The sequence below is a fragment of the Spiroplasma endosymbiont of Melanargia galathea genome (genome assembly GCF_964031075.1).
Lineage (GTDB): Bacteria > Bacillota_I > Bacilli_A > Mycoplasmatales > Mycoplasmataceae > Spiroplasma_A > Spiroplasma_A apis.
Genome location: NZ_OZ035000.1, coordinates 249,627 through 265,998 on the forward strand (window position 1 = coordinate 249,627; position 16,372 = coordinate 265,998).

Here is a 16,372-nt window from a genome sequence, read left to right on the forward strand (position 1 = left end):
GAAATATTCAAAAAAATATATTATTATAATATAGACAATAATAGTCATAGAAAAGGAGAGCTATATGGCTGAACAACAAATATTCGCGAGCAAAAAAGAAAAAAGACTTGCAAAGAAAACAAAAAGTTCGTCAGGTGGTTCGGGGTCGTGGAATAACTTTTTAACAATGTTGCAAGAACTCGGTAAAGCATTGCAATTCCCAATTGCAGTTCTACCATTTGCGGCAATATTAAATCGTTTTGGTGCATTGGGTTTACAATACACGTCTGAGATATTAGATAATGGTAGTGTATTAATCACAAATAAAGTGGGATATTGAATATCAACACTAATACAAAAACCAGGTGCGGTACCATTTGAGAATTTGCCTCTTCTATTTGCAATCGGAACTGCATTTGGATTAGCTAAAGATCATCGTGGAGAAGTTGCACTAGTGGCATTAATCTTTTATATGTCACTGGCTGCATTAACAGCTGAGCATACTTTGCCTGAGATGTTTTATAAAGGTGTATTTACTTTCGAGGACAATAAAGGAGACTTGTGGTCAAGATTATTTTATGTTCCTTTGTACAAAGAAGGTACTGAGGCATCGGTTGAAAATATAAGTGGGGGTAAATACATTCTTGATATAGGTGTATTAGGAGGTATTGTTTCTGGTTGTATGTCTGCATTTTTCTACAACAAGTTTAAAGATATTAAACTACCCACAGCTTTATCATTTTTTGGAGGTCGTAGATTTGTACCGATGGTTGCATTAGTTGCTGCTATACCAGTTGCATTATTATTTTCAATCATTTGACCTTGAATACAATATGGTTTAGTGTCATTTGGTGGGTTGGTAGCTAATCCTAATAATCCAATTGTTGCTGTACCTGGAACTGCAATTTATGGAGTATTAAATCGTTTACTACTACCTTTTGGTTTACACCAAATACTAAATACTTTCTTCTGGTTCCAACTACCTGTTGGTGACTTTAAAGTAGGTCCAATTAATGGAAATGTGATAGGAGATCCTACTTTTGTAAACGGAGATATTAATGCATTTGCCAACGGAATGTCAAATTCAGGATTATTCCAGTCTGGTTTCTTCCCAATTATGATGGGTGGAATGCCTTGTGCTGCTTTAGCAATGATAATGTCTGCAAGAAAAGAAAATAGAAAAGAAGTGGCAGGATTTCTTGGTGGGGTAGCAGCAGTTTCCTTTTTATCAGGAATAACTGAACCACTTGAGTTCTCATTCGTATTTATATCACCATTATTATTGTTATTACATGCTTTAATGACAGGTGTGTTTGTTGCAATAACTACGGGAATGCACATACAAATAGGATTCGGATTTAGTGCTGGTTTTATAGATTATCTGATCTCTTTTGCACAATCTTGAGGTATTGCAAAATATCACGATAGTCTAGTGTTGAGCAATCCCCTATGAATCTTGGTATTATCAGTTGGTGCTGGTTTAACATATTATTTAGTTTTCTATATAACAATAACTAAAATGAATTTGGCAACACCTGGACGAGAAATAAAAGATGATGCCTCAATCAATTCTAACGACTTACTTGACAAAGAATTATCTAATAATTCTAAGATTACTAACAAATATGATTTGATGGCAGCAAAAATTATAAAAGCTGTTGGTGAAGATAACTTTGTAAGTATCGATAATTGTGCAACAAGACTAAGACTTATTTTGAAAGATAATTCATTAATAGATGATAAAATGGTCAAATTAGCAGGAGCCTTTGGAACAAAAAGATTGGGTGCAGAGGGTGCTCAAATTGTAATTGGTCCAGATGTTGAACATGTTGCTAATTCTATTAAAAAACAACTTGGTAAATAAAGTTTTAAATAAAATGATTAAATCATTTTATTTTTTATAAGGAGTATTTATGGCATTTATATTTGATGATGATATTAATTATATTTTTACATTTTGTAAAAGCTGTTGAGATTTTTCAAAGTTTATTTTTGAAATACCTTTAGATTTTGATAAGGAAGAACAACGTGAGGGATTATGTACAATTTGTAATAATAAACAAAGAATCTCGCTGATAGATTCCAAGGAGTATTATGAAAAACTTAATGAGGATAATGTTTAAATATGTTTAATTTATCTAGTCTGAAATGATGAGTAATTCTCATTATAATATTATGTGTTGTAATACTATATTTTGTTATTCCATGAAAGAAACTAAGTAAAAAGAATAAACAAAAAAATCATTTAATAAATAAACCAAAGGATAAAAAAATAAAGTATAAAAATGATAACTATAAACCTATGTTTGGAATTTATAATTGGTTTGGAAAAAAAGAAGCGCTTAGACTGAAATCCTTGATATATGTTGCAGAAGTAAAGGATTGTTGTAAACTTTGTCAACCATTTGAAAATCAAGTACTTTCTCTTGAAAAGTATGATAAAAAATATATTACTATGAGTGAAGCAATCTCTAAGGGATATCATCATGTTGGATGTAAACACAAAGATATCAATTATTTTCCAGGAGATACTATTATTCCTAAGAAAAAGTACACTACAGAAGAACAAGATCATTATCATAAGATAATTTTACATATGTATAAATTAGAAAACGAAATTAGAAATATAAAATATAAAATAGATAATGATAAAAATACAGAAAAAAGAGAGTCTCAACTTTTAGAAGCGGAAAATAATTATCTTAAGTATTGCCAGGCAAACAGTTTGATAGTTAACAAAAAACGATTAAATCCCTCTATCAAGGACATAGAAAAATTCACAAATAACTTCCAAGAGTAAGTTATTTTTTTTATGTTTAGAATAATTTCTAATTAAAATACAAATATTAGTATTTTTTTTATATTTTAGGTTTATTATGTTTATGGGAAGGGAGATAGTTAACCATATCAATGACAGGAGTTGAAGGAATATGAGTAAAATTCAAGTATTTTCCGAAATAAAAAAACTTAACACAGTCTTAGTACATAGACCAGGTAAGGAGTTAGAAAACTTAACACCGAACACCTTAGAAAGATTATTGTTTGATGACACACCATTCTTAAAAGTTGCTCAAAAAGAGCATGACGAGTTTGTCGCTAAAATGAAAGCTAATAAGATTCAAGTTCTATATATTGAAAACTTAGTGGCTGAAGCTTTAGACCAAAATCCCAAACTTAAGGACGAGTTCATCGACACTTTCATAAAAGAAGCTAAGATTGAGGGTAAATGAATTGATAAATATAAAAACTATATATGCCAAATGAGCAATATAGATATGGTTAACGAGATGATTGCAGGTACTCTAAAAATTGATTTAGAACCAACAGATAAAAGCGATTATCCATTTATTTCCGACCCACTACCAAACGTACTATTTCAAAGGGACCCATTTGCATCTGTTGGTAATGGTGTTGTTTTGAACAGAATGTGAAGCGAAACAAGGAATAGAGAAACAATATTTCCGCAATTTGTGTTTAAAAATCACAAAGATTATGCCGATAAAGTTCCTTTATTTTACGAAAGACAAAATGAGTTTAGTATAGAAGGTGGAGACGTCCTTGTTTTAAATGAAGAATCATTGATCATTGGTGTTTCCCAAAGAACTTCAATGGAAGCAATTGAATTACTTTCTAAAAAATTATTTAAAGAAGGATCATATAAAAAAATATTAGTTTTAGAACTACCAAAATCAAGAAGTTTTATGCATCTTGACACTGTTTTTACAAATGTTGATTATGACAAATTTATTGTTCACCCAATCATTTTTGATGACCCAGGAGCTTTCAAAATTTATGAAGTTACTGAATGTGGAACAAAAAGCGTCTCAAAATCTCTTATTGAGGTTCTTGAGGAACTTATCGGTAAACCACCAATTTTAATTAAATGTGGTGGTGATAACCCGGTTGCAGCTGATAGAGAACAATGAAACGATGGTACAAATGTTCTAACAATTGCACCAGGAAAGGTAATTGCTTACGACAGAAACTGGGTAACAATAAATCTACTCGAAAAAGCAGGAGTAGAAGTTATTTTAATACCAAGTAGCGAACTTTCTCGTGGTAGAGGTGGGCCAAGATGTATGACAATGCCACTTCATAGAGATAAATAAGGAAGGATATATAATGCTTAATTTAAAAGGAAAGAGTTTAATAACACTTTTAGATTTTTCTCCAAGAGAGATTGAATACCTTTTGGATCTTGCAAGAGATTTAAAAAGGGCGAAATACGCTGGAAATGAAATACCTAAGTTAACAGGAAAAAATGTGGTCTTACTATTTCAAAAAGATAGTACGAGAACTAGGTGTGCATTCGAAGTTGCTGCATTGGACCAAGGAGCTCATGTAACTTATTTAGGTAGTGCTGGTTCACAAATGGGTAAAAAGGAGTCAATTCAAGATACAGCTAGAGTGTTAGGAAGAATGTATGATGCCATTGAATTTAGAGGGTTTAAAAACAGTGATGTAGAAGCACTGAGAGATTATTCTGGTGTACCTGTTTTCAATGGTTTAACAGATAAGTATCATCCAACACAAATTTTAGCTGATTTTATGACTATCATTGAAAAATTTGGTACTTTAAAAGGTAAAAAACTTGTTTTTTGCGGGGATGCAAGAAATAATGTAGCTAACTCATTAATGATTGGTTGCGCTAAAATGGGTATGCACTTTGTTGCAGCGGCACCTAAGGAATTGTGACCAAACAAAGAGCTTGTTAAACGTTGTCAAGAGATATGTGTAGAGACAGGTGCTAAAATCGAGTTTGAAGCTGACCCAATGAAAGCTGTCGATAAAGCAGATGTTGTTTATACTGATGTGTGAGTCTCTATGGGTGAACCCGATGAAGTTTGGGAAGAGAGAATTAAATTGTTGAGCCCATATCAAGTTAAAAGCGAGATGTTTAAAAATATAAATAAAGATGCTATATTCTTACATTGTCTTCCTGCATTTCACGATCTGAACACAGAAATTGGTCAAAAAGTTTTTGATAAGTTTGGTCTTACCGAGATGGAAGTAACAAATGAAGTATTTGAATCAAAAAGATCATTAGTTTTCGAAGAGGCAGAGAATAGAATTCATTCTATTAAAGCCATAATGGTAGCTATGATTGGCTTATAGATAATAAACCCTCAAAAAATTAAGGGTTTATTAAGAGGTTAAATATGGACGAAATTAATACCAAAAAAAGAAAACGAAAGTTCAGGATGCCCACTGCATTTACTATATTATTTTTTATAATATTGTTTATAGTAGTTCTTTCTTGAATATTAGGGGGTGCCGGACTTTCATATGATAAGGTACTTGAAAATGGAGATGTTGAAAAAACTAAACTGGTAGCAGTTGGGGTTTTAGATGTCTTTTATTCAGTGATGAAAGGTTTTGTAAACAAAGCCGAAGTAATAATATTCATATTAGCATTAGGTGGGTTTATTCTTGTCTTAATGGAGTCAAAAGCATTAGATGCATTCACACAAAGTTTAGCTAAAAAGTTTAGTAAAAACTCAATTTGGTTGATTCCAATACTAATGACTTTCTTTAGTTTTTGTGGGTCTACTTATGGAATGGCAGAAGAGTCTTTAGGATTTTATATGATACTAATACCTTTAATGTTATCAACTGGATTTGATAAATTTACGGGATTAATGATAGTACTTTTTGGAGCTGGAACAGGAGTTTTAGCTTCTACAGTTAATCCATTTGTTATTGCATTGGCAGAATCATCAGGTAATTTAAAATCAGGAGACGGTATGGCATTTCGTTGAATCTCTTGAATAATATTTACAGCTGTTGGTGTTGGTTATGTAATGTGATATGCTAGCAGAGTTAAAAAAAATCCACAAAAGTCAGTGACTTTTTCAACTTATGAAGGGGACAAAGTTTTTTTCCTAGGAGAAAAACAAGAAGAAGTTCCATTTAACTGAAAAAGAATCCTTTCCTTGGTTGTATTTGCTATAACATTTATACTTATGGTCCTTTATCTTGTAGGATGGGACAGTCTTATAAAAGGTGCTGATGCTAAAGGTGCGGGGGATTGAATGAATAAACATATTCCTTGATTAACTGCATTAATACCTGGATTTGGTTCGGGTTATTTAGTTGAGGTTGCAACTTTCTTCTTAATTGCGGCATTATTTATAGGATTGCTAAATTGAAGAGGTGAAAAAGACTTTGTAGAAAGATACATTGACGGAACAAAAGACCTTTTAGGTGTTTGTTTGATCATAGCAACTGCTGCTGGTGTTGGTGTAATTTTAGAAGCTACTCAAATGAATGGTTTCATAATTAAAACTTTAAGTGATGGTATGGGTGGAATGAATAAATCAGGATTTGTTATTGTTTCCTTCTTAATTTTCCTGCCACTTTCATTCTTAATTCCGTCAACTTCCGGATTTGCAGCAGCAATCTTTCCAATATGAGGTCCTTTAGCAACAAGTGTTGGGGCAGGTTCTGGATCAATTCTAGCATTTTCATTTGCTAGTGGGGTTCTTAATCTATTTACTCCGACTTCCGGAGTTGTTATGGGGTCTCTTGGTATAGCTAGAATAGATTATGGTAAGTTCTTAAAAGGTTCTTGAATATATATTGCACTAACAGCTGGTTTATCAATAATAATGTTAGGTTTGGGGTCATTGCTTCCTGCCGGAACAATATTCTAAAGGGGTAATTATGCAAAAAATAGTTGTAGCAGTCGGTGGTAACGCCTTAGGCAATAGCCCACAAGAACAAAAAGAAATAGTGAAACTTACAGCAAAAAATATAGTAAATATGTATGAAAAAGGAAACAAAATAGTGATAGTTCATGGTAATGGTCCACAGGTTGGAATGATAAATTTAGCCTTTGATTCTGCTCATAAAGTTTTGGATTCATCTCCTATGGTTGATTTTCCAGAATGTGGTAGTATGAGTCAAGGTTATATTGGTTATCATCTACAGAACGCAATCGTAAATGAATTGAAAATTAGAAAGTTAAAAGGAGAAGTTGCAACAATAATAACCCAGACAGTAGTCGATAAAAAAGATGTTGCATTTGACTACCCAAGTAAACCAATAGGAAATTTTTACTCAGAAAGCGAAGCCGCACATTTACAAGTTGAAAACAAATGGACAATGAAAGAAGATGCTGGTAGAGGATGACGTAGGGTTGTACCGTCACCAAAACCAATTGACATATTGGAAAAAACTTGTATATCCAATTTTTTAGATAATAATATTATCACCATTGCTGCTGGAGGTGGTGGGATACCTGTAATTGAGCAAGATGATCGATATCTAGGTATTCCTGCTGTTATTGATAAAGACTTTGCGGCTGCCAAAATAGCTGAAATAATAGATGCTGATAAGTTAATTATTCTAACAGCTGTTGAGAATGTGATGATTAATTTTGGAAAAGAAGACCAAGAAGTATTATTCAAGACACCGTTGGCGATAGCAAAAGACTTAGTTGAACAAAAACACTTCGCTGCTGGTAGTATGCTACCAAAAGTTGAGGCAGCATTATCTTTTGTTGAAAGAACAAAAAAAGATGCTATTATTGGGTCACTTGAAAAGGCGGACCAAGTTATCGAAGGAACTAGTGGAACAACATTCACTATATAAAAAAATAGACACAAGCGTGTCTATTTTTATTACTATTTAAGATTAAAGATAAATTATATTTAATTAAGTCAATAAAACAGGCAATTTAATAAGGTATAATTTACTGTGTATCCAAAGTGAATTTAATGTAAAAATATATACTGAGAAGGGAAGATAAACTATGAGCATTATTGTAAAAGAAATTGAAAGTATTTTCAAAGATATCATAAGTAATAATAATCTTGAGGGAGAAGTTTTAATTGAAAGACCAAGAGAAGGAAGTAACGGAGATTTTTCATCTAATTTTGCAATGATTAACTCAAAGTTAAACAACTCAAACCCAATAGAATTAGCTAATAAAATTACCACTGAATTATCTAAAAATAAAATATTTGATAAAGTTGAAGTTGCTGGCCCAGGATTTATCAATATGACTATTAATGAAAAAATTACATTTAAGGTTTTAAATGCCATAAATAAAGAAAAAGAAGCTTTTGGTTCTTCTAAAAGAAAAAATTTCAAGTACAACTTAGAATTAGTTTCTGCAAACCCGACAGGATATTTACATGTTGGTCATGCAAGAAATGGTGCAATAGGAGACTCAGTTGCACGAATATTAAGATTTGCTGGTTATGATGTTGAAACAGAATACTATACAAATGATGCAGGGAATCAAATAAATGTGTCTGCAGTAACATTGTTTTACCACTATAAATTGTTGTTAGGACAAAATATTGAAAAACCAGAAGAGATGTATGGTGGGGATATGTATATAGAAGTAGCAAAAGCTTTTTTAGAAAAACACGGAGATAAATTTAAAGATTTAACTTTCAAGGATAATAAGATTTCTGATCCTGAAACACATGAGTTATTTAAAAAAGAATCGATTGAAATTTTTATGCGTGAAATTAAAAAACAACTTATTCAGTTTGGCGTAGAAATTCAATTGTATACTAGTGAAGCTGAAATGTACTCAAGTAATGGAATTGAACATGTTCTAAGTATATACAAAGAAAAAGGAAAGACTTATGAACTTGACGGCGCTTTATGATTAAAAACCACTGAGTATGGCGATGATAAAGATAGAGTTTTAGTCAAATCTAATGGTGACTACACATATATAACACCTGATCTTGCATGTCATCAAGTAAGAATAGAAAGATCAGGTGCTGATAAGTACGTTAACTTTTGGGGTGGTGACCATCATGGTTATATTTCAAGAATGAATGCTGGTCTATCACTTTTAGGAAACAAAAAAGACATATTAAGCATCGATATGATCCAAATGGTTAGATTGATGAAAAATGGTCAGGAATACAAAATGTCTAAAAGAAAAGGGACAGCGGTTTGGCTAATAGATCTGATTGAAATGGTTGGTAAAGATGCAGTAAGATATATGTTGCTTTCTAAAACACCTTCAAGTCATATGGATTTTGACCTAGATGTTGCTGTTCAAAAAAATGCTACTAACCCTGTATATTATGCACAGTATGCAACAGCAAGATGTAACAAAATAATTACTAAGGCAGCTGATATGGGTCTGGATATCAATGAATTAGACACTGAACTTGAAATAAATGATAAAGAAAAACAGTTGATAATTTTAATGGATTCTTTCAATAGAATTGTCGAATACTCTGCATCTTCAAGATTACCCAATATAATATGTGAGTTTATTCAAAATTTATCAAAAAAATTCCACTCATATTATGGAGATACTAAGATTTTTGATGAGAATAATCTTGCTCTATCTAAGCAAAAAGTATTTTTAATAAAATGTATTTTACAAGTCTTGAGCAATGCATTTAATTTAATTGGTATAGAAGTTATCAAAGAAATGTAGTTTAAAAAAACCTGTAATAACTATTTAAAATAAAAAATACAAGATTTAATTGTCAATCTTGTATTTTTTATTGTTCTATTGTTTAAATTAGCACAGTAAATTTTATATGACTAATTAATATACTATTCTTACACTTTATTCACTAAAAAAATGATTTATTGCTGTATTTCAACTTAAAGATAATCTATAAAGATTTGTAATTTTTTTTATAATCTACAAATTTTTTTAAATTTAATATAAATATTTTAATTATATATCTAAAAATGTATTATAATTATTTTGGTTTAAAAGAAGAAGCACGCAGCTCACCGTCACTTTCAGGAAGCGGTAAAACTTATTTATTATTTTAAGTGAAGAAATAAATAATTTATAGTGTGCTCCTAATCTTTTAAGGCACACTTTTTTTTGGAGGAAGAATGGCAGACAATAGAAATGTGAAAACAGAATTTGTAAATCGTGAAATTAGAGCGAAACAAATTCTTATTATAAATGAAGATGGTTCAAGGGTTGGACCTATTAATAAGTTTGAGGCTTTGAAAATCGCTGAAGAAAAAGGACTTGATCTACTTCAAGTTGGTAATCAAGATAATGTAACAGCAATTGCTAAAATATTAGATTACGGTAAATTCAAATATGAACAAAAAAGAAAAACTAGAGAAAATAAAAAAAATCAAGTTAAAGTCGAAAATAAAGAAATTAGATTAACAGTTGGTATAGGTGATCATGATATTGACACCAAGGCCAGAAAAGCAAGAGAATTTTTACTAGCTGGTGACAGAGTAAAAATCTCACTCAAATTTAAGGGAAGAGAAATCGCATACCAAGATTTTGGTAAAGAAACCCTAAAGAAATTTTTTTCAAAAATAGAAGACATCGCAAAAATCGAAAGAGAGCCGAAACTAAATATTCGTTTCTTAGATATGTATGTAGTGCCTAAAAAAGGTTAAATATAGGAGGGAAATAGTTATGCCTAAAATGAAAACAAAAAGCTCTTTGGCTAAAAGAGTAAAGAAAACAGCAAGTGGAAAGCTTAAAAGAGGTCAAGCTTATAGATCTCACTTAGCACAAAATAAAACAACAAAACAAAAAAGACATCTTAAAAAAGCTCAATTTGTTTCAGCAGGAGACATGAAACGTCTAAAAGGACTATTACAAAACTAAAAGGTAGGTAAGAAAATATGGCAAGAATTAAATTTGGAAAAGTAACTAGAGCTAGAAGAAAACGTTGAATCAAAAGAGCTAAAGGTTACTATGGTACAAAAAAAGCAAATTATAAGAAAGCACACGAACAAGTAGTTCGTTCAATGCATTATGCGTTCGTTGGACGTAAACTAAGAAAACGTGATTTCAGAAAATTATGAATTATACGTATTAATGCTGCTGTTAGACCATTAGGATTAAGTTACTCAAAATTCATTAATGGACTAAAATTGGCAGGTATCGACATGAATAGAAAAATGTTATCAGAATTAGCTATTCACGAACCAAAACAGTTTGAACTTATTGTTGACGCTTCAAAAAAAGCTTTAAACGAAAAAAAATAGTTGTTTTAAAAGCCTTTTTACAAGGCTTTTTATTTTATAGAAAAGAGGTAAATTATGGCCACCTTAAAGGAAGATCACACAATTGAATTCACTAAAGAAGATATTGAGAGTGCTTGAAATAACGCACCGAAATTAATAAATAAAGATGAGAACGAAATGAGATTATGTTTTATATGTAAATTTCATATGATTAAAGAGAACTTCAACAATACTGAATACGGATACTTCGGATGAATCATTGAACTTGTTGACCTTAAAAAGATGTCGCTAGAACAAAAAAACTTTATTGCAATTCATCCATTTTGTAGAGATTATCGTCCTAAACGAAATTGTTCGAAAATATTAAAGAAAGTTAATTATTTGTTATGAAAGTTCAACGAAGAAGAATATGAGAGTTAATCATTTTCAACTATTTTATAATATTATAGTTAAGAGGAGAGTAAGTTATGGCTAAAGATTTGAATAATGTAGTTAAAATCACATCAGTTGATAAAGGAGATTTTTTACCTATTTTAAATGCCCTTGATAGTGGTAAAACTATTTTATTAGCAGTAAAAAAAGGTGAACTAACTTCAAGTTCATTAGAAAATGGACGTATAGAACTTTTAAACGCTTATTGCGAATTTAAAGAAACATCAGAAAATTGTGGAATCTGTGGATGTGGTGAGACAGCAGATACGTTGATATACATTTGGAGATAAAAAATTCGCAAGTGTTATTTTGAAAATCGATTACTAATTTAATTTAAAATTCCTAAAAAACTTAAGAAAATACAACTTGTTATATGATGTCATAAAACTTGACACAAACTAAAATATAGATATTTTTATTACGATAAATTAAGTACTTGTATTTTTTGAAACTAATATTAAGAATATAAAAGTTTTTATTAAGAAGTTGAAATTAAAATAAATACTTAATCAAAATAAATTATTTCAATCAAAAAACTATCGAGATTTCGATAGTTTTTTTATTATGCACATTATCATAAAATTATTATATTCAAAGAAATACTATTTATTTTCTTTTATAACTTAAACCAACAAGGTTTAACACCTTATTCATTTTTCTACTTGCAATTGAAGTTGCTTTTTGAGCACCTTGCTCCAGTCATTCTTCCACTTCTTTAGAGTTAATCAATTGTTTGTACCTGTCTTGTATATTTTTAAGTAAATCAACAACAACAGAAGTAACTTCGTCTTTCAATACACCATAATCTTTGCCTTTAAAATAGTTTTCTGTTTCTTCAATATCTTTATTTGTTAAAGATGAATATATTGTCAAAAGATTACTTACTCCGGGTTTATTTTCTGGGTCATAACGGATGATATTCTCAGAGTCAGTCACAGCTGATTTAATCTTGTTTTTAACAACTTCCAAATCATCTAACAAAGCAATATAACTTTTAGGGTTTGTGCTAGATTTAGACATTTTTTTAGTTGGATCTTGTAAATCCATTATTTTGGAACCTATTTTTGGCGTATATTCACCAGGCAATGTAAACATTTCTCCAAACTTGTTATTCATTCTTTCGGCAATGTTTCTTGTTAACTCAATATGCTGTTTTTGATCTTTACCAACTGGAACTAGTTCTGCATCATAAAGCAATATATCAGCAGCCATCAATGTTGGATATGTCAACAAACCTGTTGGAACAAACTCTGTACCATTATCTGATTTGACCTTAGAAGCTTTATCCTTGAATTGTGTCATTCTTTGTAGTTCTCCTAATGTTGTATTACAAGTCAATATTCAACCTAATTGAGTGTGTTCAAGGACATCACTTTGCAAAAATATTGTTGATTTTTCAGGGTCCATACCGCAAGCAAAATAAAGAGCCACCATACTTTTAATATTATTTCTTAATGACGCTTTGTCAATCGGTGTAGTAATACCATGTAAATTAGCAACAAATACAAACATTTCAAACTCTTCTTGAAGATCTACAAAATTCTTCATAGCACCAATATAATTTCCTAATGTCATTTGACCGGTTGTGGTTATACCAGATATCATTCTTTTTTTATTCATTTTAATACTCCTTAAAGTTTTACATAACTAATTATACAATTTATTTATTTTTATAAAATAAATAAGTAAAATTAATGGAAAGGGCGGTATTTATGTTCAAATTCAATGTTGTTAAAAATGATTATGATTCTACTATAAAACTAAGTAAGGAACTTATCGAAAAGTTATACCTTAAAGGTTGAGTATTAGAAGAATCAAACCCTAATTTCGTTTTTGTAATAGGGGGTGATGGTACCTTTTTGAAAGCTGTTGCCAAATATCAAAATCAATTACAGAAAACAAAGTTTATACCCTTTAAATTAGGGGGTATTGGTTTTTATACCAACAAAAATAGAGTGGATGACTTTGAACAAATACTGGAAATGATTGAGGAAGAAACTTATAGTATTTATGAATATGAAGTTTTAGAAATCAAAAACGGTCAGAATCGTTTCTATGCAACGAATGAGATAAAAATATTAAATGAGCGAACAGCACTTTATATAGATATTTTTATCAATAACGATTATTTGGAAACCTTTCATGGAACAGGTCTTGTAATATCTACTTCAAATGGAAGTACAGGGTATATAAAATCAACGGGTGGAGCTGTAATTTTACCTAAAAATCAAATGTTATATCAATTACAAGAACTTGTCCCTATAAGCACCAATAAATTCAGAACACTCAATTCTCCAATAATATTAAACAACAGTTATAAGCTTAATTTGAAATTAGAGAGTATCAATGAACTTTTGATTTGCGATACTCAAGTCATAAAGTTAATCGACAAACAAATCTCAATTAAAGTAAGTGATATCAAAGTAAGTGTAATTAGCCACCAATGTGAAAAAGAACAAAGTGAAATCAAAGTTCTAAGAGATATATTTATTAAAGATAAGGAAAAAGTGATTTAATGGATCTTACAACAATTCTGATAACATTTACTTTTATTATATTAGCCTTAATGCTATTTACTTATTTATCAATTGCTAAAAGAATTAACATCAAATTCAAAAAAAATAAATTAATAAATATTGAAACAGCATTCACTTATCCAAACATAATAAAATATCTGGGTGGAATAGAAAATATTGAAGAAATTGATGATAATAACAAAATAAAACTGGTAAGTACTTCCCTAGTTAATCTTAAGAGTCTTAAAAAGTTAGGATTAAAAGTTAGCATTGAAGATGATAAAGTATCCTTATATATAAAAGGCTTTGATCTTAGTAATTTTTATAGAAGATTAAAAAAGGACTTGTCAAATCAAATTTAATATATAACTTCGTTATTAGATCACTATCTAATAACGAAGTTATTTTATTTTTTAAAAATTTTCATATACCTATAGATACCACCATCAAGGTAATCGGCGTCATACCCTTTTTCTCTTAAAAATTGTGCTGCTTGAGAGCTTCTGTTACCAGCATTACAAACAGTTATAATTTTCTTATTCTCGTGATTTTTTAAGATTTCTTCATAATTACTATGTAAATAATTCATCTCATAATTAACGGCTCAATCTAATTTAGCGAGTGTTTTCACTTCCAAAACAGTTCTTACATCTATTGTTAGAACTTGGTCTTTTATTTCATTGTAATCAGTCACATTTATTCCCATACTTAACTCCTTAGTTACTACTTATTATTATAATTCAATAAATGAACAATATGTATAGCATCACTGCTTAATGTTTATATACTCAAAATTAACTTAAAAATGAAGCTTTTCTCTACTAAATCTGTTTCAATTGAACAAATAAAAGCTAATATGAATATCAATTGATTCTTCCACTTATTTCTTTTAGCATAACTAAAAAACTTATAGTACTATTCTTCGTGAATTGATATAATAAATAAGTTGATAAACATATAAAAGGAGATATAAAATGAATAAAGAAAGTAAATTAGCAAAAATTGCCTACATATTGATGATTGTGAGTACAGTATTATCGTCATTTCTTATTATTACTTTGGCATGAATGATTCCAATGACATTAGCTGTTAAAAAAAGGGTAAACGAATATTCAGATTCACTTGTTTTAGGAATTTGTTGTTTACTATTTACTGGAACATTTGGGTTCGTATCGGGTATACTACTACTTGTTAACAAACAAGAAAGTTATGACGAAATTGATAATACAAGTGTTGAGCAAAATGTTAACTAGGTTTGAATTAAGTTACAAAAAATTAGAATCTAGTTGAGATAAGAAATAAATGAAAAAATATTATTGAAGTTTTGGCATAAGTGCATCTGTTCTTAGTATTGCTATGAGTATAGTAAGCTTTTCGATGGCCTTATTATTCACAAATGAATTATTAAATAAAGGTTTTATTTTAATACCGCTAATTTATATTTTGTGTTCATTCTTCATGATATTTTTTTCTATTTCATGTCTTGTTTTGATCAGTTTTGTAAATAAACAAAATAACGTATTGATTGGGTCTAAATTACTTATTGCTATAAATATTATTTGATTCTTTTTATATTTATATTTAATTATATTTAATTCTATTTTTAAAGCCGCGTTTATGATCAATTTGTTTCTATTAATCGTAGTTTTTATTATGGTTACTTTTTCAATTTTGTTTATTATTAAAGCAATAAAACATAAAGGGTATGTGATCTTTACCAATAAATATAAAGAAAAATATAATACATACAATGAGAAAATTAACACCGCATACAAATTAATGTTAGCGGGAACAATAATTAACTCGTTTTTAATATTACCCTTAGCCTGATTGATACCTATGACATTGAAAACTAAGAAACTTATCTATGTATATGATGAAAGTACCACTCTAGGGTTGTGCAGTATGATTTTTGGAAATATATTTAATTTTATAGCAGGACTTTTTATATTAAATAATAAATCATCTGATTACAAATTGTTGAATAACAAATCATCGCAAGCAATAAAAAATAAGAATGGGTTGGTCTATATAAATGTATTTGAAAAACAATAAAAATATTGTAGTATTTAGCAATCAAATACTAAATAAATACGTACATATGAAAAATCCACATAGTTTTTTTGGTTTTAATAATTATTTATGATGCAACTTACATTTACCACTTTTTTGAAGTAATCTAGAAAGTGTTATAAAATTATTTTTTAAATACTTCTTAGTGAGTTTGAACAAATTTTACCGAATTTGTAAAGATTCAATATCATACATCTTAAATAAAGATGTTTTTTTTATTTCTTATGAATGAACTTTTCTTGACTAAGAAATGTGCAAAAATATGTAGGATTTCTCTTTAAAATATTATAAAATTAATTTAACGATTTAAAATATTATTTGGCATAAAGAACTACTAATAATAGAGAAATTTTAAAAATATTCACAAAAAAGTAAATATAACCTATAATTAGAGAGTTGAATTATCTGTTTGTAATCATGAACTTTTATAGAAT

At 29.5% G+C, this 16,372-nt stretch carries 19 protein-coding genes; 17 read left to right on the forward strand and 2 right to left on the reverse strand.

Annotation, left to right across the window (positions count from 1 at the left end; all coding sequences use genetic code 4):
* The first annotated feature begins 64 nt into the window (after positions 1-64).
* The 13 genes from AAHM92_RS01135 (at position 65) to AAHM92_RS01195 (ending at position 11,639) form a co-directional block, all read left to right on the forward strand.
* Entirely contained in the window at positions 65-1,843 is a 1,779-nt protein-coding gene (locus AAHM92_RS01135) for a PTS transporter subunit EIIC (protein ID WP_500222675.1), read from the forward strand.
* A 49-nt stretch (positions 1,844-1,892) separates the two neighbouring features.
* On the forward strand, positions 1,893-2,102 hold the full coding sequence (locus tag AAHM92_RS01140) for a hypothetical protein (protein ID WP_500222677.1): 210 nt from the start codon (positions 1,893-1,895) through the stop codon (positions 2,100-2,102).
* A 179-nt stretch (positions 2,103-2,281) separates the two neighbouring features.
* Positions 2,282-2,779, forward strand: a complete 498-nt coding sequence (locus tag AAHM92_RS01145) for a phage minor capsid protein (RefSeq protein WP_500222678.1) — start codon at positions 2,282-2,284, stop codon at positions 2,777-2,779.
* A 130-nt stretch (positions 2,780-2,909) separates the two neighbouring features.
* Entirely contained in the window at positions 2,910-4,088 is a 1,179-nt protein-coding gene (locus AAHM92_RS01150) for an arginine deiminase (RefSeq protein ID WP_500222679.1), read from the forward strand.
* A gap of 10 nt (positions 4,089-4,098) precedes the next feature.
* Complete coding sequence (argF, locus tag AAHM92_RS01155; protein ID WP_500223103.1) at positions 4,099-5,094, forward strand: ornithine carbamoyltransferase; 996 nt, start codon at positions 4,099-4,101, stop codon at positions 5,092-5,094.
* Between the two features lie 44 nt (positions 5,095-5,138).
* Entirely contained in the window at positions 5,139-6,632 is a 1,494-nt protein-coding gene (locus tag AAHM92_RS01160; RefSeq protein ID WP_500222681.1) for a YfcC family protein, read from the forward strand.
* Positions 6,633-6,642: 10 nt separating this feature from the next.
* On the forward strand, positions 6,643-7,572 hold the full coding sequence (gene arcC / locus AAHM92_RS01165; protein WP_500222682.1) for a carbamate kinase: 930 nt from the start codon (positions 6,643-6,645) through the stop codon (positions 7,570-7,572).
* 160 nt (positions 7,573-7,732) lie between these two features.
* A complete protein-coding gene (gene argS, locus AAHM92_RS01170) occupies positions 7,733-9,394 on the forward strand; it encodes an arginine--tRNA ligase (RefSeq protein WP_500222684.1) in 1,662 nt (553 codons plus the stop codon).
* Between the two features lie 416 nt (positions 9,395-9,810).
* Positions 9,811-10,341 (forward strand): translation initiation factor IF-3, encoded by a 531-nt coding sequence (gene infC / locus AAHM92_RS01175; RefSeq protein ID WP_023789011.1) that lies wholly within the window; start codon positions 9,811-9,813, stop codon positions 10,339-10,341.
* A gap of 19 nt (positions 10,342-10,360) precedes the next feature.
* Complete coding sequence (gene rpmI, locus AAHM92_RS01180) at positions 10,361-10,555, forward strand: 50S ribosomal protein L35 (RefSeq protein ID WP_023789012.1); 195 nt, start codon at positions 10,361-10,363, stop codon at positions 10,553-10,555.
* Positions 10,556-10,572: 17 nt separating this feature from the next.
* The gene (gene rplT, locus AAHM92_RS01185; RefSeq protein ID WP_023789013.1) at positions 10,573-10,938 is read left to right on the forward strand and encodes a 50S ribosomal protein L20; all 366 of its coding nucleotides are present in this window, start codon (positions 10,573-10,575) and stop codon (positions 10,936-10,938) included.
* A gap of 54 nt (positions 10,939-10,992) precedes the next feature.
* Complete coding sequence (locus tag AAHM92_RS01190) at positions 10,993-11,337, forward strand: hypothetical protein (protein ID WP_500222686.1); 345 nt, start codon at positions 10,993-10,995, stop codon at positions 11,335-11,337.
* A gap of 47 nt (positions 11,338-11,384) precedes the next feature.
* On the forward strand, positions 11,385-11,639 hold the full coding sequence (locus tag AAHM92_RS01195; RefSeq protein WP_500222687.1) for a hypothetical protein: 255 nt from the start codon (positions 11,385-11,387) through the stop codon (positions 11,637-11,639).
* Between the two features lie 316 nt (positions 11,640-11,955).
* On the opposite strand, the gene trpS is transcribed toward AAHM92_RS01195, so the two are convergent.
* Entirely contained in the window at positions 11,956-12,969 is a 1,014-nt protein-coding gene (gene trpS, locus AAHM92_RS01200) for a tryptophan--tRNA ligase (RefSeq protein WP_500222688.1), read from the reverse strand.
* A 92-nt stretch (positions 12,970-13,061) separates the two neighbouring features.
* On the opposite strand from trpS, the gene AAHM92_RS01205 reads away from it, so the two are divergent.
* Both AAHM92_RS01205 and AAHM92_RS01210 read left to right on the forward strand, forming a co-directional pair.
* On the forward strand, positions 13,062-13,865 hold the full coding sequence (locus tag AAHM92_RS01205) for an NAD(+)/NADH kinase (RefSeq protein ID WP_023789018.1): 804 nt from the start codon (positions 13,062-13,064) through the stop codon (positions 13,863-13,865).
* Complete coding sequence (locus AAHM92_RS01210; protein WP_500222690.1) at positions 13,865-14,227, forward strand: hypothetical protein; 363 nt, start codon at positions 13,865-13,867, stop codon at positions 14,225-14,227. Before AAHM92_RS01205 ends, AAHM92_RS01210 begins: the two co-directional genes overlap by 1 nt.
* Before the next feature lie 44 nt (positions 14,228-14,271).
* Here the strand turns inward: AAHM92_RS01210 and AAHM92_RS01215 are convergent, their stop codons facing one another.
* Positions 14,272-14,571 (reverse strand): rhodanese-like domain-containing protein, encoded by a 300-nt coding sequence (locus tag AAHM92_RS01215; protein ID WP_023789020.1) that lies wholly within the window; start codon positions 14,569-14,571, stop codon positions 14,272-14,274.
* Between the two features lie 268 nt (positions 14,572-14,839).
* On the opposite strand from AAHM92_RS01215, the gene AAHM92_RS01220 reads away from it, so the two are divergent.
* Complete coding sequence (locus tag AAHM92_RS01220) at positions 14,840-15,118, forward strand: hypothetical protein (RefSeq protein WP_500222692.1); 279 nt, start codon at positions 14,840-14,842, stop codon at positions 15,116-15,118.
* Between the two features lie 49 nt (positions 15,119-15,167).
* A complete protein-coding gene (locus tag AAHM92_RS01225) occupies positions 15,168-15,920 on the forward strand; it encodes a hypothetical protein (protein WP_500222693.1) in 753 nt (250 codons plus the stop codon).
* Positions 15,921-16,372: the final 452 nt, after the last annotated feature.